This window comes from Tardiphaga sp. 841_E9_N1_2 (genome assembly GCF_051811065.1).
In the GTDB taxonomy this organism is placed as follows: Bacteria; Pseudomonadota; Alphaproteobacteria; order Rhizobiales; family Xanthobacteraceae; genus Tardiphaga; species Tardiphaga robiniae.
In genome coordinates this window covers 2,929,329-2,949,529 of record NZ_JBPWQC010000001.1, presented here as the reverse complement: position 1 = coordinate 2,949,529, position 20,201 = coordinate 2,929,329, and the positions used below count along the sequence as shown (strand labels likewise).

The 20,201-nt window shown below is 61.4% G+C and carries 23 protein-coding genes; 17 read left to right on the top strand and 6 right to left on the bottom strand.

Features of this window, described 5'->3' with window-relative positions:
• The first annotated feature begins 62 nt into the window (after window positions 1-62).
• Both AB8A50_RS14210 and AB8A50_RS14205 read left to right on the top strand, forming a co-directional pair.
• Complete coding sequence (locus tag AB8A50_RS14210; protein ID WP_439078065.1) at window positions 63-1,304, top strand: acyl-CoA dehydrogenase; 1,242 nt, start codon at window positions 63-65, stop codon at window positions 1,302-1,304.
• A gap of 192 nt (window positions 1,305-1,496) precedes the next feature.
• Entirely contained in the window at window positions 1,497-2,174 is a 678-nt protein-coding gene (locus tag AB8A50_RS14205) for a nitroreductase (RefSeq protein WP_439078063.1), read from the top strand.
• 138 nt (window positions 2,175-2,312) lie between these two features.
• Here AB8A50_RS14205 and AB8A50_RS14200 read toward each other — a convergent pair whose 3' ends face one another.
• The gene (locus AB8A50_RS14200; protein ID WP_439078062.1) at window positions 2,313-3,119 is read right to left on the bottom strand and encodes an enoyl-CoA hydratase/isomerase family protein; all 807 of its coding nucleotides are present in this window, start codon (window positions 3,117-3,119) and stop codon (window positions 2,313-2,315) included.
• 200 nt (window positions 3,120-3,319) lie between these two features.
• Here AB8A50_RS14200 and AB8A50_RS14195 point away from each other — a divergent pair, with 200 nt between their 5' ends.
• The 4 genes from AB8A50_RS14195 to AB8A50_RS14180 all read left to right on the top strand — a co-directional run bounded on the left by AB8A50_RS14195 (window position 3,320) and on the right by AB8A50_RS14180 (window position 5,988).
• Window positions 3,320-3,979, top strand: coding sequence for a Crp/Fnr family transcriptional regulator (locus AB8A50_RS14195; protein WP_089265467.1), 660 nt, complete (start codon window positions 3,320-3,322; stop codon window positions 3,977-3,979).
• A gap of 15 nt (window positions 3,980-3,994) precedes the next feature.
• Complete coding sequence (locus AB8A50_RS14190) at window positions 3,995-4,840, top strand: DUF6537 domain-containing protein (RefSeq protein WP_093756853.1); 846 nt, start codon at window positions 3,995-3,997, stop codon at window positions 4,838-4,840.
• A gap of 170 nt (window positions 4,841-5,010) precedes the next feature.
• On the top strand, window positions 5,011-5,415 hold the full coding sequence (locus AB8A50_RS14185; protein ID WP_120291935.1) for a DUF3307 domain-containing protein: 405 nt from the start codon (window positions 5,011-5,013) through the stop codon (window positions 5,413-5,415).
• 156 nt (window positions 5,416-5,571) lie between these two features.
• Window positions 5,572-5,988, top strand: coding sequence for a hypothetical protein (locus tag AB8A50_RS14180; RefSeq protein ID WP_068735003.1), 417 nt, complete (start codon window positions 5,572-5,574; stop codon window positions 5,986-5,988).
• An 11-nt stretch (window positions 5,989-5,999) separates the two neighbouring features.
• Here AB8A50_RS14180 and AB8A50_RS14175 read toward each other — a convergent pair whose 3' ends face one another.
• Together AB8A50_RS14175 and AB8A50_RS14170 are read right to left on the bottom strand one after the other, a co-directional pair.
• Complete coding sequence (locus AB8A50_RS14175) at window positions 6,000-6,329, bottom strand: YkgJ family cysteine cluster protein (protein ID WP_439078060.1); 330 nt, start codon at window positions 6,327-6,329, stop codon at window positions 6,000-6,002.
• Between the two features lie 60 nt (window positions 6,330-6,389).
• Window positions 6,390-7,088 carry a helix-turn-helix transcriptional regulator gene (locus tag AB8A50_RS14170; RefSeq protein WP_231079686.1) on the bottom strand — a complete coding sequence of 233 codons (699 nt, stop codon included), beginning with the start codon at window positions 7,086-7,088 and terminating at the stop codon, window positions 6,390-6,392.
• 103 nt (window positions 7,089-7,191) lie between these two features.
• On the opposite strand from AB8A50_RS14170, the gene AB8A50_RS14165 reads away from it, so the two are divergent.
• Together AB8A50_RS14165 and AB8A50_RS14160 are read left to right on the top strand one after the other, a co-directional pair.
• Window positions 7,192-7,395: a hypothetical protein gene (locus AB8A50_RS14165; protein ID WP_093756851.1), complete on the top strand. Its 204-nt coding sequence runs from the start codon at window positions 7,192-7,194 to the stop codon at window positions 7,393-7,395.
• Between the two features lie 58 nt (window positions 7,396-7,453).
• The gene (locus AB8A50_RS14160; RefSeq protein ID WP_439078059.1) at window positions 7,454-8,179 is read left to right on the top strand and encodes a glutathione S-transferase family protein; all 726 of its coding nucleotides are present in this window, start codon (window positions 7,454-7,456) and stop codon (window positions 8,177-8,179) included.
• A 13-nt stretch (window positions 8,180-8,192) separates the two neighbouring features.
• Here AB8A50_RS14160 and AB8A50_RS14155 read toward each other — a convergent pair whose 3' ends face one another.
• Window positions 8,193-8,819, bottom strand: coding sequence for a pyridoxamine 5'-phosphate oxidase family protein (locus AB8A50_RS14155; RefSeq protein ID WP_439078057.1), 627 nt, complete (start codon window positions 8,817-8,819; stop codon window positions 8,193-8,195).
• A gap of 124 nt (window positions 8,820-8,943) precedes the next feature.
• Here AB8A50_RS14155 and AB8A50_RS14150 point away from each other — a divergent pair, with 124 nt between their 5' ends.
• Window positions 8,944-9,843: a LysR family transcriptional regulator gene (locus tag AB8A50_RS14150; RefSeq protein WP_120291810.1), complete on the top strand. Its 900-nt coding sequence runs from the start codon at window positions 8,944-8,946 to the stop codon at window positions 9,841-9,843.
• A 6-nt stretch (window positions 9,844-9,849) separates the two neighbouring features.
• Here the strand turns inward: AB8A50_RS14150 and AB8A50_RS14145 are convergent, their stop codons facing one another.
• Both AB8A50_RS14145 and pobA read right to left on the bottom strand, forming a co-directional pair.
• Window positions 9,850-10,269: a PaaI family thioesterase gene (locus AB8A50_RS14145; protein ID WP_439078055.1), complete on the bottom strand. Its 420-nt coding sequence runs from the start codon at window positions 10,267-10,269 to the stop codon at window positions 9,850-9,852.
• A gap of 115 nt (window positions 10,270-10,384) precedes the next feature.
• Window positions 10,385-11,557 (bottom strand): 4-hydroxybenzoate 3-monooxygenase, encoded by a 1,173-nt coding sequence (gene pobA / locus AB8A50_RS14140; RefSeq protein ID WP_439078054.1) that lies wholly within the window; start codon window positions 11,555-11,557, stop codon window positions 10,385-10,387.
• A 206-nt stretch (window positions 11,558-11,763) separates the two neighbouring features.
• On the opposite strand from pobA, the gene AB8A50_RS14135 reads away from it, so the two are divergent.
• The 8 genes from AB8A50_RS14135 (at window position 11,764) to AB8A50_RS14100 (ending at window position 20,168) form a co-directional block, all read left to right on the top strand.
• Window positions 11,764-12,786, top strand: a complete 1,023-nt coding sequence (locus tag AB8A50_RS14135) for a TRAP transporter substrate-binding protein (protein WP_439078052.1) — start codon at window positions 11,764-11,766, stop codon at window positions 12,784-12,786.
• Window positions 12,787-13,051: 265 nt separating this feature from the next.
• Complete coding sequence (locus AB8A50_RS14130; RefSeq protein ID WP_231081064.1) at window positions 13,052-13,546, top strand: TRAP transporter small permease; 495 nt, start codon at window positions 13,052-13,054, stop codon at window positions 13,544-13,546.
• A 5-nt stretch (window positions 13,547-13,551) separates the two neighbouring features.
• A complete protein-coding gene (locus AB8A50_RS14125; protein WP_439078051.1) occupies window positions 13,552-14,862 on the top strand; it encodes a TRAP transporter large permease in 1,311 nt (436 codons plus the stop codon).
• Between the two features lie 4 nt (window positions 14,863-14,866).
• The gene (locus AB8A50_RS14120; RefSeq protein WP_439078050.1) at window positions 14,867-15,331 is read left to right on the top strand and encodes a DUF3237 domain-containing protein; all 465 of its coding nucleotides are present in this window, start codon (window positions 14,867-14,869) and stop codon (window positions 15,329-15,331) included.
• A 180-nt stretch (window positions 15,332-15,511) separates the two neighbouring features.
• Complete coding sequence (locus AB8A50_RS14115) at window positions 15,512-16,444, top strand: cyclase family protein (RefSeq protein WP_439078049.1); 933 nt, start codon at window positions 15,512-15,514, stop codon at window positions 16,442-16,444.
• Window positions 16,445-16,617: 173 nt separating this feature from the next.
• Window positions 16,618-17,409: a crotonase/enoyl-CoA hydratase family protein gene (locus AB8A50_RS14110; protein ID WP_120291800.1), complete on the top strand. Its 792-nt coding sequence runs from the start codon at window positions 16,618-16,620 to the stop codon at window positions 17,407-17,409.
• 65 nt (window positions 17,410-17,474) lie between these two features.
• On the top strand, window positions 17,475-19,358 hold the full coding sequence (locus AB8A50_RS14105; RefSeq protein WP_439078048.1) for a feruloyl-CoA synthase: 1,884 nt from the start codon (window positions 17,475-17,477) through the stop codon (window positions 19,356-19,358).
• Window positions 19,359-19,406: 48 nt separating this feature from the next.
• Window positions 19,407-20,168, top strand: coding sequence for an SDR family NAD(P)-dependent oxidoreductase (locus AB8A50_RS14100; protein ID WP_120291796.1), 762 nt, complete (start codon window positions 19,407-19,409; stop codon window positions 20,166-20,168).
• Window positions 20,169-20,201: the final 33 nt, after the last annotated feature.

Sequence of the window (20,201 nt, the reverse complement as noted above, 5' to 3'; positions counted from 1 at the left end):
GGCGACCAGGGTGGCTTGCTGCCCTGGTCGCAGTTTTTCTTTTTTCGTAGAGGACGACTGCCATGAATTTCGATGACACGCCGCAGGAAGCCGAATTCCGCGCCGTCGCGCGCAAGTGGATCGATGCGAACGCACCGAAGGAGCTGGAAGCTGAGCTGACCAAGCCGTCGGCCAAGCGCGCCTCTGAGAAGCGTGACGCGATGCTCGATGTCGCCAAGGCGTGGCAGAAGAAGAAGGCCGATGCCGGCTGGGCCTGTCTGCATTGGCCGAAGGAATATGGCGGCCGCGGCTCGACGCCGATCGAGCGCGTGATCTGGCAGCAGGAAGAGGGCGTCTATGACAAGCTCGCGCGGCCCTTCGCCATCGGGCAGGGCATGTGCGGCCCAACCGTGATGGCCTATGCCTCCGAAGACCAGAAGCGCAAATATCTGCCGCCACTGGCCTCCGGCGAGAAGGTCTGGTGCCAGCTGTTCTCTGAACCCGCCGGTGGTTCCGACGTCGCTGGCCTTCGTACCCGTGCGGAGAAGGATGGTGACGACTGGATCGTCAGCGGCCAGAAGATCTGGACCTCCGGCGCGCACTACTCGGACTACGGCATTCTCATTACCCGCACTGACCCGAATGTGCCCAAGCACAAGGGTCTGACCATGTTCTTCCTCGACATGAAGAGCGAAGGCGTCGAGGTGAAGCCGATCAAGCAGGCCAATGGCATGCAGGAATTCAACGAGGTGTTCTTCACCGATGTGCGGATCCCGGATAGCCAGCGGCTCGGCGCCGTCGGTGACGGCTGGAACGTGTCGCTGACCACGCTGATGAATGAGCGTATGTCGATCGGCTCCCGCGTCGCCACGGGTTTCCCGGAGCTGTTCGAGTTCTGCAGCAACCTGATGCTGGAAGACGGTCTCGCCATCGACGATCCCAATGTGCGCTCCAAGCTTGCAAGCTGGGCGGTGAAGAATTCCGGCCTGAAATACACCAGCTATCGCTCGATTTCGGCGCTGTCGAAGGGCGAGCGTCCGGGTCCGGAGAACTCCATCGGCAAGCTGGTCTCCGGCATGATGATGCAGGACATCGCGATGTTCGCCGCCGATCTGCAGGGCGCTTCCGGCGCGCTGGTCGGCGCCGATGCGGAAGCAGCCGGCGAATTCCAGGCGACCATTCTGGGCTCGCCGTCCATGCGTATCGCCGGCGGCACCGACGAGATCCTGCGCAACATCATCGCCGAGCGCGTGCTCGGCCTGCCGGGCGACATCCGCGTTGACAAGGACGTGCCGTTCAACAAGGTCCCGACCAAGGGACGGTAAGCTCTTTCTTCCCCTCTCCCCCGTGCGAAGCGAAGCTTCGCTAGGTGGGAGAGGGTGGCCGCGCGAAGCGCGGACGGGTGAGGGGTGCCACAAGCTCCGAGCCCAGCCGTACCCCTCATCCGTCACGGCCTTCGGCCGTGCCACCTTCTCCCACAAGGGGAGAAGGAAGAAGTCGCGACGACAGAGGCTCCCATGACCGACTCCATCGACACGCTCGAAACCCTTCTGGCGTCACGTTACTCCTGCCGTGCCTACAAGACCGAGCAGGTGCCGCGCGCCATCATCGACCGCATTCTCAATGCCGCGCAAAAGACCGCGTCGTGGTGCAACAGCCAGCCGTGGCAGGTCACGATCACGTCGGGTGAAGCCACCAAGAAGTTTCGCGACGTGCTCTATCCCGTCGCGGCCGCGGGTACGCCGAATTCGGGCGACTTCCCCTTTCCGCGCGAATATCGCGGGGTCTATCTGGACCGCCGTCGCGAAAGCGGCTTCCAGCTCTACAATACGCTGGGCATCGCGCGCGGCGACAAGACGGCCTATGCCGAGCAGGCGCTGCAGAACTTCAATTTCTTCGGCGCGCCGCATGTGGCGATCATCACGTCGGACGAGGCGCTCGGCGTCTATGGCGCAGTGGACTGCGGCGGCTATGTAAACAATTTCATGCTGGCTGCGCAGGCGCTCGGCCTCGCGACTGTGCCGCAGGCGGCGCTGGCATTTCATTCCGCCGTGGTGCGCCAGCATTTCGGCATGAGCGACGACCGCCGCGTCGTTTGCGGCATTTCGTTCGGCTATCCGGACCGCGAGCACAAGGTCAACAGCTACCGAACCAACCGCGCGCTGTTGGGCGACGTCGCGACGTTTGTGGAGTGATCTTGGCTGTCATTCCGGGGCGCCGGAATGCGGCGAAGTCGCATGCAGGCGGACCCGGAATCTCAGCATGGCTGAACACTTCGGGATTCCGGGTTCACGCGAGCAAGAGCTCGCGCGCCCCGGAATGACGAGTGAAGCCTAAAACCGCGGCGCCCGTTTCTCCGCGAACGCCTTCGTCCCTTCCTTGATCTCATTGCCGCGCATGCTGTCCCGCGCGCGCTGATCGGCGGCAGCTTCGTCCAGTTCACCGCGGGCGAATTCGTTGATGGCCTGCTTCATGCCGCGCATGGCGATCGGGGCGTTGCCGGCCAGAATCATGGCGAGCTTGTCGACTTCCTCGTCCAGCGCCTCGGTCGGCACCATGGCGGTGAGGTATCCGATCCGCAGCAGTTCGCTGGCTTCCAGCTTCTGCGCGGTGAGAAACAATCGCTTGGCGTTGTCGACCCCGAGCCGGCTCACATAGCGTTTGATGCCGCCCTTGTAATAATGCAGCCCGAGCCGGGCGGCCGGCATGAACATCTCGCAGGTGTCGACGCCGATGCGGAAGTCGCAGGCGAGTGCCAGGTCGGTGGAGCCGCCATAGACGCCGCCATTGAGCCGGCAGATCGTCGGGAGCGCCAGGTCCTCCAGCCGGTTGGCCACGGCCTCAAAGGCCGATCCGGACGAACCTTCGGCCACGGGCTTGGGCGCGCTGGCAGCCCGTTCGGAGATCGCATTGAGATCGAAGCCGGCGCTGAAAGCGCGGCCGGTGCCGGTGAGCACCAGCACCCGGACGGCGCGATCGGCCTCTACGCGATCGAACAGCTGTACCAAGGTGTCCAGGTCGAGCTGGGACAGCCGGTTCAGCTTCTGGGGGCGGTTCAGGCGGATGGTGGCGCGGGGGCCGTCGATGGTCAGAATGGGGGGCGAGGACTGGTCAGATGCGGTTTCCGTCGTTTCCGACATGTTGTTCTCCTTTGGGATGCGAGCGACGGTGCCCGCACCGGCGGATCGCGTCAATCTGCGCACGACTCCGTGATTTTTGCGGGTCGCAACACGGGCTATTTTAACCAGATGGGCTATATTGCGGCTGCAAAGGCCCGGTCATTCGCGCTTCATAGTCGCGGAGGACGGTGCGGCCGTTCCTGGAAACCCGGTTTGCTCCCATGGATATGTCCTATCTCCATCACTTTGGCAGCGCCGCCGCCACGATCTTCGTGGTCGCGACCGCCACGATGCGGACGATGATTCCGCTGCGGGTGTTTGGCATCATGGCCAATGTCCTGCTAATCGCGATCTCGATCCCGACCCACAACTATCCGACCATGGCATTGCATGCGGTACTGCTGCCACTCAACATCTACCGCCTGCGCCAGATGCTGCAATTGGTCCAGGATGTGAAAAAGTCGGTGAACTCGGACCTGTCGATGGAATGGCTGAAGCCGTTCATGACCAAGCGTCCCTGTAAGGCCGGTGAGGTGTTGTTTTACAAGGACGAGAAGGCCGAAGACATGTTCTACATCGTCAGTGGCCGTTATCGTCTGGTCGAATCCGGGATCGAATTGCCGGTCGGCGCCATTGTCGGTGAACTCGGCATGCTGTCGCCCTTGAACGAACGCACCCAGACGCTGGAATGTATCGAGCCCGGCATGGTGCTCAGCGTCAGCTACAGCCAGGTCGAAGAGCTGTACGTGCAGAATCCGGAATTCGGTTTCTTTTTCCTGCGTCTCGCCAGCGCGCGATTGTTCGAGAATATCGACAAGCTGGAAGCGCGTCTGATGAAGCAGGACGCGCCCGCATTGCCCATGGCGCCGCAGCACGCATAAGCATCAGGACGTCCCGTGGCAGGTTTTATTAACGTCATCCGCTCCACGCTCGCCGAGCTGGCGAACAGGAGCGAACCTGCAGCGCCGGTTTTGCCGGTGGGGCTGCCGGCTGCGGTGCGTCCTGTGGCGGAAGATGGCGTGGCCCTGTTGATCAACTATCAGAGCGCAGTCTACGCGCAGCTCTACAGCGACCGGCTGCGTCGCTTTGTCGGACGGCGCAACGTCAGCGACGAACTGTTTAGCGAGATTGCGCGGCTGCTCACGATGCGCATGAGCTATCACGATCCGATCCGCATCGCGCAGCTCAAGCTGCAGGAACCCGTGATGCCCGGCCGGCCGCCCGTCGTCGACAGGCGGCGTTTTCGCCTCGACGAGTTGGTGTCGGCATTGCCGGAGATCGTCGGCGATCCCCTGATGTGGGCGCTCGAGCGCATCTATTGTGCGCATCGCACGGTGCCGATCCGTTTCAGCAAGGCGAGCATCTGGGGCATCAAGCGCCTTGAGTTCGAATCCTGGCTGCGACGTTGGCGCCTGTTGTCGACGCGTTATGAAACCGAGCGCGTCTGGGTCGAACGCTGGCTGCACATGATTGATCGGGCACTGACCAAGCAGCCGGACGCGGCAATGGCCATCGTGCAGACGGCAACCATGATCGAAGGTTACGGCACGGGCTATCGGCAGGGCATGGCCGCCTGGCATCAGATCATCGACGGACTAGCCAAGCCGGCTTTCGATGGGACGCTGGTTATCACCGACCTGGCAGACGCGATCACGCGTGCTCGTGCGGTGCCGCGCGATCCGAAAGGTGACCAATTACGCAAGGCGATCGGCGAGCTCCGGGCGCATGCCGTTCTGAACTAGCGAGAAAGTGGAGCGTGCGCAGTGTTTTCCCGTCCAGGCTGGCTCTGCAGGAAGCGGTGGGTTTTCGGTTCCGCGGCGTGCATTCCCGGTTTCGGAGTGTCATAAATAGGGCGAGTGATCGGGCCGGCTAAGCGGGCCAGCCTGTCGTGACCGGTGAGAGGGACGTCAGCTTGTTGTTTCCTGCAATGTCGTCGTCGATTGCTCTGGGCGGGCTCGTCGGGTGGATGCTGATCCTCACCGTCAAGCACGTGATAGCTGATTTCCTGCTGCAGAATGCCTGGATGGCAATGGGTAAGGACCAGCGAACCGGATGGGCGCTGCCGCTGCTGGTTCATTGCGCGATCCATGGCGTCCTCACGACATTGTTTGTGGCCGTCTTGCAGCCGAAGCTCTGGTTCCTCGGACTGGTCGATTTCGCGATCCACATCACTATCGATCGCGCCAAAGGACTCTGCGTATCGCATTTCGGTGTGACGCAGGGCCATCGCTGGTTCTGGTGGCTGATCGGCATCGATCAGGCGCTGCATCACCTGACCGACTTCTTCCTGGCCATCTTCATCGTCGCCAACAGCTGATGCGCGTTTGAACGCATCGAGTTCCAATGTGGCGGTAGCAGGGCACGGCTGCCACATTTCAAACTGTTACTCAAGAGTCGCACGCGGCCATTAAGGCTGTTGGTTAACCCTGCGTTAGGAAATTCAACCGCATCCTCATTAACGAGGAGAAACCCCATGCGGTCCAGCCGTCAAGCTTTTGAGAACGATTTTTGCCCCGTCGAGGAAGATCTGCTCGGTGCAATGTATCGTGCAAATGAAAATGGCCTGCCCCATCTCGTGGCCAGCGTTTCATCCGATGTCCGCGCGATGCTGGCTCTGTTCTGCTATCGCCGCAGTCATCTTCACGCTTTGGCAATTTCGATCGCATCGAGCTGCAGCGAGCGTGAGCTGATCGAATTCGGTGGCCGCGTTGGTTCCACGCTCTACGCGCTGTCACACGACACGGCCGTGGCGCGTCCTTCGGTGTCGGCCTATCACAACCGCAAGGCCATCACGCTGTCGACCAAGCCGCTCTCGACGCTGGCGCCGATGGATGATGATCTCGACGACGAGCTGGATGACAAGGAATTCGCTCACGCCGTCACGGCGTAAGCTGACATCAACTACTCTGCGGCTGCCAGAATTGGCAGCCCGTGCCGGCGCCGCGCCATGGCGCATTCGGGATCGCCGGGCATGCAGGTCCGGCACACGTCCGGTCTGACAGCGTAAATCCCGCAGGCTGTGGCCTCTCCAACCTTACCGGTCAACGCGCTGCAGCGGTCTCCGTCGCAGCGCATTCCCGATTCACGGTCGTTGACATATTTGGCCGGGATCAGATCGAGATCGGCATCGTCCTCGATGGTGAAGCGCGGCCAGTTGCTGGAATACGAACAGCACGCACCACAGGCCTGGCATGGGCTGGCTTCGCTGATCGTGGCTGCGTGGCTTGTCATGCCGCGGTTTATCCCGATCGGACCGGTTTCGCCAGCCGTGCAGATGCAGGTTCGGCTGTTTCAGGTATCCTGTGGCCGCTCCCAGCTCAGCGTCTTGCGCCATTTGCTGCGCAATGCTTCACGCCGCTCCGGATACTTCTCATCGAGGAAATGGGCCTCGATTGCGCGATCGGTTCGAAAACTGCGGAAATCCTGGCGGAGCTCGCACCACGCCGCCAGCAGCCGCACCGCTTCCAGATAACCCACCGCGATCGGCCAGACGATGCGCTCGCTGTCGCGACCGGCTTCGTCCCGGTAAAGCAGCCGGACCTTCTTGCCCGCATGAATGTGCGCGCGCATCTGCACCATATCCATGCTGTCGGCGGTGCCGCGGAAATGCGGCCGTGCGCGGCTCGCGGGTTCCAGCACGAAGGGGCGCAAGCGCTCGGGCACGGTGTCCGCGATCTTCGCGATGAGATTCTGTGCCGCCTTGGCCAATGCCGGATCGGCGTGCCCCATCACCCATTGCGCGCCGAGCACTGCGGCTTCGATCTCGTCGGGTGTCAGCATCAGCGGCGGCATGTCGAAGCCGCGTTCGAGGATATACCCCATACCGGCTTCGCCGCGGATCGGGACGCGTTGCGCCATCAGTGTCGCGATGTCGCGATAGATCGTCCGCTTGGACGTTTCCAGTTCGGCTGCAATGGCATCCGCCGTCAGCGGCTTCCGCGTGCGCCGAAGCACCTGGATGATCTGAAACAGGCGGTCGGCGCGTCTCATGGTCGTCCCTCTATCTTTGTTGGCAGATGTCGATGCTGACAGCATGTTGGCAGCAGGGGGCAGTCATACAGGGTCCAGGTTCAAACGAACGAAGGATTCTGCAATGACCGCTTTCGATAGCCTCGCCGTCTTTTCGCATGATGACCGGCTCTGGCGCATCCGGGCATGGCTGCTGGAACGCGCCATTCTCGCCCTGTCGGGCGACCTCCGCTGGGCCCTGATCGGGCTCGGCTGGCGCATGGTCTCCACCGCGGCGGTCCAGGCGCGCGCTTGGGTCGCCGGCGTCATCCGGCGTGACGGCTGCTGACACCACGGTGGCAGCAGCGACTGCCTAGTCTCTTGTCCTTATCACTTGGAGAAACCACATGATTGTCCTTCACGGCGCAGGTGCAGGCTTTGGCCTGCCGGAAATCAGCCCTTTCGTTACCAAGACGGAAGTCCAGCTCAAGATGGCCGGCTTGCCCTATGAGAAGCAACCGGCACGGCCGCAGGATTCGCCGAAAGGGCAGATGCCCTATATCGATGACGGCGCAGAGTGCATTGCCGACTCCACGTTTATCCGCGCCTATATCGAACGCAAATATGACGTCGATTTCGATAGGGGTCTCGATCTCGCCCAGCGCGCTCAGGCCTGGGCGATCGAGCGGATGATCGAGCATCACCTCTACTGGTCGCTGGTCGGCGTTCGCTGGGTCGATGCCGATAATTTCGCTAAGGGACCATCGCATTTCTTCGACGGCATTCCCGAAGCGCAGCGCGACGAGATTCGTGCATCCGCCCGCAAATCTGTCATTCAGAACCATCTGGCGAACGGCCTCGGCCGGCATCCTGCCGATGAGGCGCTACAACTCGCGGATCGTTCGCTGATGGCGCTATCGGTGCTGCTGGCCGGGAAGTCTAACCTGATGAGCAACCGCCCGGCGGGTGTCGATGCGACCGCATTCGGCGTTCTGGCCGGGATCATGTCGCCGTTGTTTCCGTCACCCCTGCAGCGTCAGTTGCGCCGCTACGGCAACCTCGTCACCTATGTGGATCGGATGATGGCAGAGTATTATCCCGAACACGTCTGGCAGTGCAGCGTCGCGGCGTGACGCTCTACTGCCCTCAATGCGGCGACGCTGAGTCCTTCAGCGTCGCTAGCTCGGCTTCCAGCTCCGCAATCCGCGCATCGCGCGCTGCCAAGACTGCGGCGACATCGGCGGCATCGAATTTCTGCGGGATATGCTGCGGACAATTGGTATCCCATGCAGCGATCGTGAACAGGATGACCTGCTCGGGCTTCGCACGATAACCTTGTGGCATCAGCGAGGCCAGCAGCGCCGGATCGTCCTCGACCACCCGCGCGGTGCCCCAGAGCTTGACGCGTCGGCGATGCGCGTAATCCATGATGAATATGTTGGCCTTTGGATTCTCGGCCAGATTGCCCTGGGTGATGTATTGCCGGTTGCCGCTAAAATCCGCAAAGGCGAGCGTCTGTTTGTCGAGCACCTTCACGAACCCCTTCGGCCCGCCGCGATGTTGCATATAAGGCTGGCCGTCAGCGCTGGCGGTAGCCAGAAAGAAGCTGTTCGCCTCGGCGAGAAACGCTGCGAGATTGTCGTCGATCTCGGTGCGCCAGCCGCCGTTTTCCTCGACATGCGCGTAGCCGGAACGCGACCCCTTGCGGGTCTGGATCGCCTTGACGGTCGGCGTGAAGGCAATGTCGCTGGAATAGGTGTGGATGTCTGACATGACTTACTCCCTGATTGGAGCTCGGAACGGGATACGTCCCCGCTACCCCCAAGGTGGCTCTTTCCTCGCATAAGAACAATCATCGGAATTGACACTTCATTGTTGCGGGATATGAAATGGTGTGATGGATCGCATCGAAGCCATGACCGTCTTCGTCGCCGTGGCGGACCTGCAGGGGTTCGCGCCCGCGGCCCGCAAGCTCGGACTCTCCGCGTCGGCGGTCACCCGCATGGTGGCGGCGCTGGAGGAGCGCCTTGGCGCCCGCCTGCTGCAGCGGACCACGCGTTCGGTGATGCTGACCGATGTCGGCGCGCGCTATCTGCAACGGGCGCGCCAGATTCTCGCGGATATCGAGGAGGCCGAAGGCTCCGCGCAGGCCGAACGCGCTAGGCCGAGCGGGCGTCTGGTCGTCTCGGCGCCAGTCGGCTTCGGGCGGCTGCATGTGACGCCGCTGATCTCGGCCTATCTGCAGCGCTATCCCGATGTCTCGGGTGAATTGCGGCTGACCGATCGCATGGTCGGTCTGGTCGAGGACGGCATCGATGTCGCGGTGCGGATCGGCGATCTCGCTGATTCCAGCCTCGTGGCGCGCAACCTCGGCACCATGTCGCGCATCGTGGTGGCGTCGCCGGATTATCTGGCGCAGCGCGGCCAGCCGACGGTACCGGAGGATATCGCAAGGCACGACACGATCCAGTTCGGTTCGATCGCGTCAGCGCCGGAATGGCGCTTCGTGCGTGATGGCCGGGATGTTCGCATCACGCATACGCCGCGTTTCACCACCGATGTCGCCGATGCCGCCATCTGGCACGCCGAGCACGGTGGCGGCCTGACTCGCGTGCTGGCCTATCAGGCCGCGGAAGGGCTGGCGGCGGGACGGCTGAAGCGCGTGCTGACGAAGTTCGAGCCGCCGGTGGTGCCGATCCACATCGTCTATCCGACGTCGCGGTTGCTATCGGCTAAAGTGCGCGTCTTCATCGACCTCGCTGCCGAAACCTGCCAGTGGGATTTCAGCAAGCGATAGCTTTCGCTACACTTTTGGTGGGGCCACGCTGAACGTGCCATTCGCTCGGGCGCAAGGCTCGCCATCCGCTGATATCAGCGCCTGCGCAAAGCAGAGACGTTTGCCGGTCTTGATCACCTCGGTGTCGATCTGCAGCCATTGCCCGATCTGCGCGGAACCGAGAAAATCGGCGGACAGATTAACAGTCACCAACCGTGTGCCGCCGCCGAGTACATGTCCGCAACTTAGGCCCATCGCATTGTCGGCCAGCGCCGTGATCAGCCCGCCATGCGCCATGCCGCGCGAATTGGTATGCGCTTCAGCAATGCGGAGGCCGAGGATGACATTAGTCTCCGTCACCTTTGAATAGATCGGTTCCCACGGCGCGGTGAGGGGGCTCTTGCGATAGTGTGGCGCGAAGCCGTGGGGGATAGCGGTGTCGGTCATGGCACATCCATCTGGATTGTTTGCGCCATAGAAGCGAAAGCACGCGCAAAGGACAGGCCAACAAAGTTTCAAACAACCTTTTCCGGCCGTTCAAAACAACGCGGCGCCTACGATCCTAATACGGCAGTCCCACATAATTTTCCGCCAGCGACGCCGTCGCGACATCCGAATGTACGACATAATCCAGCTCGGCCTGCTGCAGCTTGGTGCCGAAGCCGTCATTGTCGGGGAAGCGATGCATCATCGAGGTCATCCACCACGAGAAACGCACCGCTTTCCACACGCGCTTCAGCGCGATGGCCGAATAGAAGTCGAGACCGCTCGAGGATTTCTCATCGTAGAATTCGCGCAGTGCCATCGACAGGTAATGGACGTCGGAGGCCGCGAGGTTGAGCCCCTTGGCGCCGGTCGGCGGCACGATGTGGGCGGCGTCGCCGGCCAAAAAGAGCCTTCCGAAGCGCATCGGTTCCGCGACAAAACTACGCAGCGGCGCGATGCTCTTTTCCAGCGACGGGCCAGTGATGAGGCTTTCGGCGGCCTCCGTGTCGAGGCGGCGGCGCAACTCATTCCAGAACATGTCGTCTGTCCAGTTCTCGACTTTTTCGTCGAGGGAGCACTGGACGTAATATCGGCTGCGCGTCATCGAGCGCATCGAGCACAGCGCGAAGCCGCGTTGGTGATTGGTGTAGATCAGCTCATGCGACACTGGCGGCGTATCCGAGAGCAGGCCGAGCCAGCCGAACGGATAGACGCGCTCGAAAGTCTGCATGGCGGAGGCCGGAACGCTCTGGCGCGAGACGCCGTGGAACCCATCACAGCCAGCAATGAAATCGCAGGCGATCTCGTGGCTTGCACCGTCCTTGACGTAGCGGACGCGGGGGCTTGTGCCGTCGAAATCATGCAGCGAGACATTGTCGGCATCATAGACCGTGGTCAGCCCGGCCTTGTCGCGGGCGTCCATCAGGTCGCGGGTGACTTCGGTCTGGCCGTAGACGGTAACGACCTTACCGCCGGATGCCTTCTTCAGGTCGAGGCGGTGGCGAATTCCGCCGAATAGAAGTTCGATCCCGTCATGGATCAGGCCTTCGTGATGCAGGCGCTCGGTAATCCCCAGCTTTTCCAGCAGGCCAACGGTGCCCTGTTCGAGCACGCCGGCGCGGATGCGGGCGAGGACATAGTCGCGATCCTTGCGCTCCAGAATGACGTTATCGATCCCATAGGCGTGCAATAGTTGCCCTAGCAACATTCCAGCCGGACCAGCTCCAATGATGGCAACTTTTGTTCGCAACGCTTGCTCCCGCGGTTGATATAGGCTCTGTCGTCCGACTGAGTTGACAAGTCAAGCGGGGTCGCGACACTGGCTCGGTAACGCGTGCTATCGCACCGCTTGCAAGGATGATTATAACATATAACAATATTCGCAAAGGGCCATTCAAGGTCCGGTGAACAGGTTCGAGAGAACACGTCCAAACGGGCGTAGAGGGAGAGACGTCGATGAAGAGGGCAATCTTTGCATTGCTGGCGGCTGGCTGTCTGACGACTGCAGTGAGCCCGGCGCAGGCGCAAGACAAAACCGTCAATATGAAAGTATCGCTGTGGGTGCCGCCGGCGCATCCACTGGTGCCGGCCACGCAGGCCTGGGCGGCCGATATCGAGAAAGCCTCGGGCGGCAGCATCAAGATGTCGGTATTCCCTTCGGAACAGCTAGGCAAGGCGTTCGACCATTACGACATGGCGCGCGATGGTATCGCCGATATCACCTATGTGAATCCCGGCTATCAGCCCGGCCGTTTCCCCATCGTGGCCGCAGGCCAGCTGCCCTTCGTGTTCTCGGACGGCAAGAAGGGTACCCTCGCGCTCAACGAGTGGTATCAGAAATACGCCAAGACCGAGATGAAGGACACGAAGCTGTGCTTCGCTTTCATCCACGATCCCGGATCGATCCACGGCAAGAAGAAGATCGTAGTGCCGTCAGACCTCAACGGCGTGAAGGTCCGCCCGGCGCAGAGCACCATCGGCGAAATGGTCAAGCTGTTCGGCGGAACCAATGTGCAGGCCTCGGCGCCGGAATCGCGCGATGCGATCGAGCGCGGCGTTGCCGACGAGATCGCGTTCCCGTGGGGCTCGATCTTCCTGTTCGGCATCGACAAGGTGGTGAAGTATCACATCGACGTGCCGCTCTATTCGACGGTGTTCACCTACAACATCAACCTCGCCAAGTATAATTCCATGTCCGCGGCGCAGAAGAAAATCATCGACGATCACTGCACGCCGGAATGGGCCTCCAAGGTCACCGATCCCTGGGTCGACTTCGAAGCCAATGGCCGCACCAAGATGAAGGCGCTTCCGGATCACGAGGTCTACAAGCTGACGCCCGAGCAGCTCGCCGAGTGGAAGAAGGGCGTCGCGCCGCTCAATGCCGCATGGGCTGCGGCCGTGAAGAAGGCCGGCGGCGATGCCGATGCCATCGACGCCGACCTCAAGGCGATGCTGAAGAAGCACGACGCGGGGCTGTAGTTTTCCGCCGAGTCCGTTGATCGCACGGACCTCTCACCACGTCATGGCCGGGCTTGATCCGGCCATCCACTTTCCTTCGCCACCCAGAAGATGAATGCCCGGGTCATCTAGTGAAGTTCGCTTCGCGCTGCCCGGGCATGACGATCGAGAGGGCGGAGGCTGGCTTCTCCTCTTGAGCATTGTGACATCGACGATGACCGCCACGTCCGAAATCTCCCAATCCAGCGCCCTCGGCATTCCGCCGGAGCCGCCCCGCAAGAACGTGATGGATCGCTTTATCGATTCCATCGAGTGGATCGCCGCGTTCTTCGTAGGTATCGTCGCGCTGAATACCTTCATCGCGGTGTTCATGCGCAAATTCTTCGCAGTCACGATCCCCGATTACTACAATATCGGCCAGTTCATGCTTGGCGTGCTGATCTTCTGGGGCATCGCAGCGACGTCCTATCGCGGCTCGCACATCACCGTCGATCTGGTCTGGGCCAATGCCACACCAAAGTATCAGCGCTGGATCGACGTGTTCGCAACCTTGGTGCTGCTGTTCGTCGTGACCGTGCAGACCTACACGCTGTTCGACAAGGTTGTGGACACCTATTCGAGCCACATCGTCACCATGGATCTGCAACTACCGGTCTGGCCGTTCTTCCTGCTGTCATGGATCGGCGACGTTTCGGCGGTGCTGTTGATCGCGATCCGCACTTACAGGCTGATCTTCCATCCGGAAGAGATGCATGAACCCGAAATCAAGACGGCAGAGTAAATCGCATGGATCTCAGTAACGAAGCGGTTGCCGTCATCGGCTTTGTCAGCCTGTTCGTGTTGATGCTGTTGCGCGTGCCGGTGGGTATGGCAATGGGGCTCGTGGGCATCACGGGCTTCGGCTATCTCACTGGTTTTGCGCCAGCGCTGAAACTGGTCGGCCAGACTACCATGCGGACAGTGACGGACTATTCCTTTGGCGTGATCCCGATGTTCCTCTTGATGGGTGCCTTCGTCTCGGTGTCGGGTATCAGCCGTGAACTGTTTCGCGCGGCCAACACCTTTGTTGGCCACTGGAAAGGTGGGCTGGGCATCGCGACTATCGCCGCCTGCGGCGGCTTCGCTGCGATCTCCGGCTCGTCGGTGGCGACGGCTGCGACATTCTCCGCCGTTGCCTATCCGGAAATGCGCCGTTTCAATTATCCGCAGAGCTTCGCCACAGGCGTCATCGCCGTGGGCGGCACGCTCGGCGCGATGCTGCCGCCGTCCACGGTATTGGCGGTTTACGGCATCATTACCCAGCAGGACATCGGCAAGCTGTTCATCGCCGGCATCGTGCCGGGCCTGCTCGCTATCGTCATGCACATGATCACCATTGCGATCATCGGCGTGGTCAAGCCGGGCTTCCTGCCGGCTGGCCCGAAAGCCTTGTGGCGCGAGCGCGCGGCGGCGATCCGCGACGTCTGGTCGCCATTGCTACTATTCGTCTTCGTCATCGGCGGCCTCTATGGTGGCTTCTTCATTCCGACCGAAGCCGGTGCGGTCGGCGCGGTCGGTGCCTTCATCATCGGCGTGCTGCGCGGCAAACTGAACAAGGACGGCATCCTGCAGTCACTACTGCAGGCGACGCGGACCGCGGCCGCCGTGTTCACCGTGCTCATCGGTGCGCTATGCTTTGGCTATTTTCTCACGATTACCCAGACCCCGCAGCACGTCACCGAGTTCCTCACCGGCCTCGGCATCGGCCCCTACGGCGTGTTGGCGCTGATCCTCCTGATGTATCTGGTGCTGGGCTGCCTGATGGATGCCATGGCCATGGTGATCCTCACTGTGCCGATCGTGTTTCCGGTGATCATGGCACTTGGTTTCGATCCGATCTGGTTCGGCATCGTCATCGTCATGACCGTCGAGCTCGGCCTGATTCATCCGCCGGTCGGCATGAACGTCTTCGTCATCAAGAGTGTGATCAAGGACGTCAGCATGTCGACGATATTCAAAGGCGTACTGCCATTCGTGGTTACCGACCTGATCCGTCTCGTGCTGCTGATCCTGTTCCCGCTGATTGCCACCTGGCTGCCGATGCGGATGATTGGATGACATCATGACGACACCGCAGCTTGCGACGAAGTATGTCTTCAGCCTGTCGATCAAGGTCGGCACGCCGATCGTGGCCGGCGATCTCGGATATGGCATCCGCCGGGTCATCCCGGTCCTTGGCGGCACTGTGCAGGGCGAGGGCATCAAGGGTACGATCCATTCGGGCGGCGCCGATTTTCAGATTATCCGTCCGGATGGCTTCACCGAGCTGGAAGCGAAATATACGTTCGAGCTCGACGACGGGGCCTTGATCTATATCGAGAATATAGGCGTCCGCTTTGGCCCGAAGGAGGCGCTTGATCGCATCGCTCGGGGCGAGGCGGTCGATCTCACCCTGATCTATTTCCGCTCGGTGCCGAAATTCGAGACAGGGCATCCCAAGTATCGTTGGCTGATGCAGAACCTGTTCATCGGCGTCGGCGCACGGCATCCCGATCGCGTCGAACTCGCGGTGCATCAGGTGCTGTAGGGCTCTATCCTCTCCGCTGTCATTGCGAGGAGCGAAGCGGCGAGGCAATCCAGTTCTTGGCTTTCTGGATTTGCTTCGCTTCGCTCGCAATGGCGGAGGTGTCAGCTTACTTTCTCCGCAATTTCTGGTGTTAAATCTCCATCGACCGGCAAAAAGCCGGCGTTACACAGGGAGGCGACGATGCTGAGAGCTTGGGTGCTTGGATCTGCGATTTCGCTACTGATGGCTGTGCCTGCCCTGGCGCAGGACTGGACCAAATCGAAATGGGGGCCAAACGACGAGATCGGCGCCGCCAACTACATGAAACCGGATCTCGTGAAGTCTGCCGCGCAACTGGTGAAGACCGGCAAGACCTATGCGCTCGGCATTCCGGTGGGTGCGGACACGCCGGCCTATCCGCCCCGCGGTTTCAAGATCACCGTGGTACAGCCCGGTCAGGCCGGCAACCCCGGGCTCGGTCCCAATCACGCGACCTACAACGATGACATGCTCAACGGCTGGGTCGGCGTCGGCAGCCAGATGGACGGGCTCGGCCATCTCGGCGTCAATCACGTCTACTATAACGGCAACAAAATCGCAGACTTCGGTGACGCCACAGGCCTTAAGAAGCTCGGCATCGACAAAGTGCCGCCGCTCGTCACCCGTGGCGTGCTGCTGGACATGGCGGCTTACTACAAGACCGACATTGTCAAGGAAGGCACGGCTTTCAACGTCAAGGAAATCGAGGAGGTCGCCAAGGCGCAGGGCGTTGAGATCAGGCAAGGCGACGTCGTGCTGTTCCACACGGGATGGCTCAGCCTGCTCGGCAAGGACGATAAACGCTACAATGCCGGCGAGCCCGGCCTTGGCGCCGAGGGCGCTAAGTATCTAACCAGCAAGGGTGTCGTCGCGGTCGGCGCCGATACCTGGGGCGTCGAGGTGCTGCCGTTCGAAACCGGCAATGTATTTGAAATCCACCAGATACTTCTGGCGATGAACGGGACCTACATCCTCGAAAACATGGACACGTCCGAACTCGCCAAGGACAAAGGCTACGAGTTCCTGTTCGTGCTCGGTCAGCCCCGCTTCAAGGGTGGTGTACAGAGCATGATCAACCCGGTGGCGATCCGCTAACCATCGTAGGAGACGCGATCCGGTCTGTTCTGCGGGGCAGGCGAGACCGGATCGCTGTCGCACCGGAATACCTGACTTTATGCGGGACGAGATCAACCTATTGCACCGCAAGATTGACTCATGCGCTATTCGTTATAAGATATAATTATTCTAGCCAGGACCTAATCGCGCTCATGAACCAGGCCGTCGCCGCTACCGCTGCCATGCTCCAGATCGAAACCCAAGGCCGCGTGCTGATCGTGGGCCTGAACCGTCCTGCCAAGCGCAACGCGCTGAACGATGGACTGATCCTGGACATCGAGCGTTGCTTCGCGTCGCTGCCCGAGGAAATCGGTGCCGTCGTCGTCCACGGCATCGGCGGGCATTTTTCCGCGGGTCTCGATCTGTCCGAACTCACCGAGCGCGACGCGACAGCCGGCTTGATGCATTCGCGGATGTGGCACCGGGTGTTCGATATCATCCAGCATTGCCGCGTCCCAGTGATCGCCGCACTACAGGGCGCAGTGATCGGCGGTGGGCTTGAACTGGCTTGCTCCGCGCATATTCGCGTTGCCGATCCCTCGGCCTATTACGCGCTGCCGGAAGGCAGCCGCGGTATCTTCGTCGGTGGTGGCGGCTCGATGCGTCTGCCGCGCCTGATCGGTGTGCACCGGATGGCCGACATGATGCTCACCGGCCGTGTTTACAAGGCGGAGGAGGGCGTGGCGCTCGGCTTCGCGCAGTATCTGACGGAAGCCGGCGGCGCCTTGCCCAAGGCCATAGAGCTTGCCGAGCGTGTCGCGCAGAACGCACCGTTGACAAATTTTGCCGTGCTGCAGGCCTTGCCGCTGATCGCCGAAGCCAGTCCGCAAACAGGCCTGATGCTCGAAGCGCTGATGGCCTCGGTGGCGCAGAGCGATCAGGAGGCGAAAAATCGCATCAGGGATTTTCTGGAGCGCAAGGCCGGCAAGGTGAAGCCCGGCTAATCCTGCAAGACGACAACGAACAAAAATAAAAGCAACAATCGGGACGAATACACAGGGCGGAAACAATGTCTGCAAGTGCCGACAAAATCGATCAGACAAGGCGGGCGATAACCGCGCATCCGCTCCGGCCGATTTCCTATGGCGATCCCGCGGTCACCATCGAGCGCCACGACGACGGCACCATCTATCTGCGCCCGACCAATGCGATCGGCGACTATCCGGAACGCGTCACCGATTATCTGCATCACTGGGCCAGGGAAGCACCGGATCGCGTCTTCATGGCCGAGCGCGCCGAAGGCGGCGGCTGGCGCGAAGTCACTTATGCGCAGATGCTGGATGCGGCGCGCCATATCGCCTCGGCACTGCTGGCGCGTGGGCTGTCGGCCGACAAGCCCATTGTCATTCTCTCGGGCAATTCCGTCGATCACGCACTGATCGCCTTCGGCGCGCTCTATGCCGGCATTCCCTACGCTCCGGTGTCGCCCGCCTATTCGCTGGTCTCGAAGGATTACGGCAAGCTCGGCTATCTCATGAAGCTGCTGACGCCGGGGCTGGTCTTCGTCGATGACGCCAATGCGTTCACGAACGCCATTCACTTCAACGTACCGGCCGATACCGAAGTTGTCGTTTCCACCGGCGCTCTGCCGGACCGGCGCGTGACCAAACTCTCCGATCTGCTCGTGACGCCGGAGGCCGCCAATCTCGACGCTGCGAACGCAGCCATCGGTCCGGATACCATCGCGAAGTTTTTGCTGACCTCAGGCTCCACTGGCAATCCGAAGGCTGTGATCAACACCCAGCGTATGATGTGCGCCAACCAGATCATGCTGCGCGATACGCTGGCCTTCCTGAAGGACGAGCCGCCGGTGATCATCGACTGGCTGCCATGGAATCACACCTTTGGCGGTAATCACAATATCGGGCTGACGCTGTTCAATGGCGGTTCGATGTATCTCGACGACGGCAAGCCGACGCCCGCGGGTATCGAACAGACAATTCGTAATCTCCGCGAGATCTCGCCGACGGTCTATTTCAACGTCCCCAAGGGCTATGAATCGCTGCTGCCCTATCTGCGCGAAGATGCAGAGCTGCGTGAAAAATTCTTTGCACGACTGCATGCGATGTTCTTTTCAGGGGCAGCGCTGTCCGCCTATGTCTGGGACAACCTCGATGAATTGTCGGTGCAGACCACTGGTGCGCGCGTGCCCATGCTCACCGGCCTCGGTGCCACGGAAACCTCGCCGTTCTTCATGTGCGTCAATCCCGTCACCAGCCGCTCCGGCCATGTGGGTCTTCCCGTCCCGGGCAACGATGCCAAGCTGGTACCGAACAACGGCAAGATGGAAGTCCGCGCCAAAGGGCCGAACATCACGCCGGGCTATTGGCGCGAGCCGGAACTGACCGCGAAGGCGTTCGATGAGGAAGGTTACTATATCTTCGGCGATGCGCTGAAGGCCGTCGATCCCGATGATCTCTCTGCCGGCTTTGATTTCGACGGCCGCATCTCCGAGGATTTCAAGCTCGGCAGCGGCACCTGGGTCAGTGTTGGCCCGCTGCGCGCGCGCTTCGTCGGTACTTGTGCGCCGCTGGTGCGCGATGTGGTCATCGCCGGCATCAACCGCGACGAACTCGCAGCTCTCGTTATTCTCGATCTCGATGGCTGCCGTGTGATCAATCCCGATCTTCCTGCGGGCGACCTCGCTGCGGCAGCCAATGATCCGATCATCCGCAACGCGTTCCGTGAGGGCCTCGCACGTTTCATGGCTGGCGCGACGGGGTCCTCCACGCGGATTGCCAAGGCGGTGCTGCTCGACACACCGCTGTCGATCGATCGCGGCGAGGTCACGGACAAGGGCTCGGTGAATCAGCGCGCGGTGCTGGAGCATCGCGCCAAGCTGATCGACGATATCTATGGGAATCCGGAAGTCGCGAAAGTGATCGCGATCTAGTTGAAAGCCGCCAATGAACGGCAGAAAAATCAACACAGGAGGAACACCATGCAACTGAAGAACCAATCCGCTATCGTCACCGGTGGCGCTTCCGGTCTCGGCGCTGCGACCGCCCGTAGGCTCGCCGCGCAGGGCGCGAAAGTCGCGCTGCTCGATCTCAACACCGCCCTCGCCGAAACCGTTGCCAAGGAAATCGGCGGTGTTGCCATTTCCTGCGACGTGTCCGACGCCGCCTCCGCCGAAGCCGCGGTCGCCGCCGCCGCCAAGGCGCACGGTCCGGCGCGTGTGCTGGTGAACTGCGCCGGCATCGGCGTCGCCAAGCGCGTGATCGGCCGCGATGGTCCGATGGCGCTCGGCGATTTCGACAAGGTCATCCGCGTCAACCTGATTGGCTCGTTCAACATGATCCGCCTGGCAACGGACCCGATGTCCAAGCTGGAGCCGCTGGAGACCGGCGAGCGCGGCGTTGTGATCTCGACGGCCTCGGTGGCGGCCTATGACGGCCAGATCGGCCAGTCTGCCTATTCGGCCTCCAAAGGTGGCATCGTCGGCATGACGCTGCCCATTGCCCGCGAAATGGCCCAGTTTGGCATTCGGGTGCTGACCATCGCGCCGGGCCTGTTCATGACGCCGCTTTTGGCGGGCCTGCCGCAGGAGGCGCAGGACAGTCTTGCCGCAGCGATCCCGTTCCCACGCCGGCTCGGCCATGCCGACGAATTCGCGTCTCTCGCACTGCACATGATCGACAATCCGTATCTCAACGGTGAGGTGGTCCGGCTCGACGCCTCGCTGCGCATGGCGCCACGTTAAGCCTGCGGCAAAGCATCAATGCGCCAGCCCTTT

Coding starts and splice junctions, on each gene's coding strand:
- AB8A50_RS14175 (WP_439078060.1), bottom strand. CDS start 6,329: ATGACAAGCCACGCAGCCACGATCAGCGAAGCCAGCCCATGCCAGGCC.
- AB8A50_RS14125 (WP_439078051.1), top strand. CDS start 13,552: ATGGATCTCAGTAACGAAGCGGTTGCCGTCATCGGCTTTGTCAGCCTG.
- AB8A50_RS14150 (WP_120291810.1), top strand. CDS start 8,944: ATGGATCGCATCGAAGCCATGACCGTCTTCGTCGCCGTGGCGGACCTG.
- AB8A50_RS14100 (WP_120291796.1), top strand. CDS start 19,407: ATGCAACTGAAGAACCAATCCGCTATCGTCACCGGTGGCGCTTCCGGT.
- AB8A50_RS14130 (WP_231081064.1), top strand. CDS start 13,052: ATGGATCGCTTTATCGATTCCATCGAGTGGATCGCCGCGTTCTTCGTA.
- AB8A50_RS14180 (WP_068735003.1), top strand. CDS start 5,572: ATGCGGTCCAGCCGTCAAGCTTTTGAGAACGATTTTTGCCCCGTCGAG.
- AB8A50_RS14195 (WP_089265467.1), top strand. CDS start 3,320: ATGGATATGTCCTATCTCCATCACTTTGGCAGCGCCGCCGCCACGATC.
- AB8A50_RS14120 (WP_439078050.1), top strand. CDS start 14,867: ATGACGACACCGCAGCTTGCGACGAAGTATGTCTTCAGCCTGTCGATC.
- AB8A50_RS14155 (WP_439078057.1), bottom strand. CDS start 8,819: ATGTCAGACATCCACACCTATTCCAGCGACATTGCCTTCACGCCGACC.
- AB8A50_RS14105 (WP_439078048.1), top strand. CDS start 17,475: ATGTCTGCAAGTGCCGACAAAATCGATCAGACAAGGCGGGCGATAACC.
- AB8A50_RS14170 (WP_231079686.1), bottom strand. CDS start 7,088: ATGAGACGCGCCGACCGCCTGTTTCAGATCATCCAGGTGCTTCGGCGC.
- AB8A50_RS14200 (WP_439078062.1), bottom strand. CDS start 3,119: ATGTCGGAAACGACGGAAACCGCATCTGACCAGTCCTCGCCCCCCATT.
- AB8A50_RS14110 (WP_120291800.1), top strand. CDS start 16,618: ATGAACCAGGCCGTCGCCGCTACCGCTGCCATGCTCCAGATCGAAACC.
- AB8A50_RS14160 (WP_439078059.1), top strand. CDS start 7,454: ATGATTGTCCTTCACGGCGCAGGTGCAGGCTTTGGCCTGCCGGAAATC.
- AB8A50_RS14135 (WP_439078052.1), top strand. CDS start 11,764: ATGAAGAGGGCAATCTTTGCATTGCTGGCGGCTGGCTGTCTGACGACT.
- AB8A50_RS14165 (WP_093756851.1), top strand. CDS start 7,192: ATGACCGCTTTCGATAGCCTCGCCGTCTTTTCGCATGATGACCGGCTC.
- AB8A50_RS14210 (WP_439078065.1), top strand. CDS start 63: ATGAATTTCGATGACACGCCGCAGGAAGCCGAATTCCGCGCCGTCGCG.
- AB8A50_RS14205 (WP_439078063.1), top strand. CDS start 1,497: ATGACCGACTCCATCGACACGCTCGAAACCCTTCTGGCGTCACGTTAC.
- AB8A50_RS14115 (WP_439078049.1), top strand. CDS start 15,512: ATGCTGAGAGCTTGGGTGCTTGGATCTGCGATTTCGCTACTGATGGCT.
- AB8A50_RS14145 (WP_439078055.1), bottom strand. CDS start 10,269: ATGACCGACACCGCTATCCCCCACGGCTTCGCGCCACACTATCGCAAG.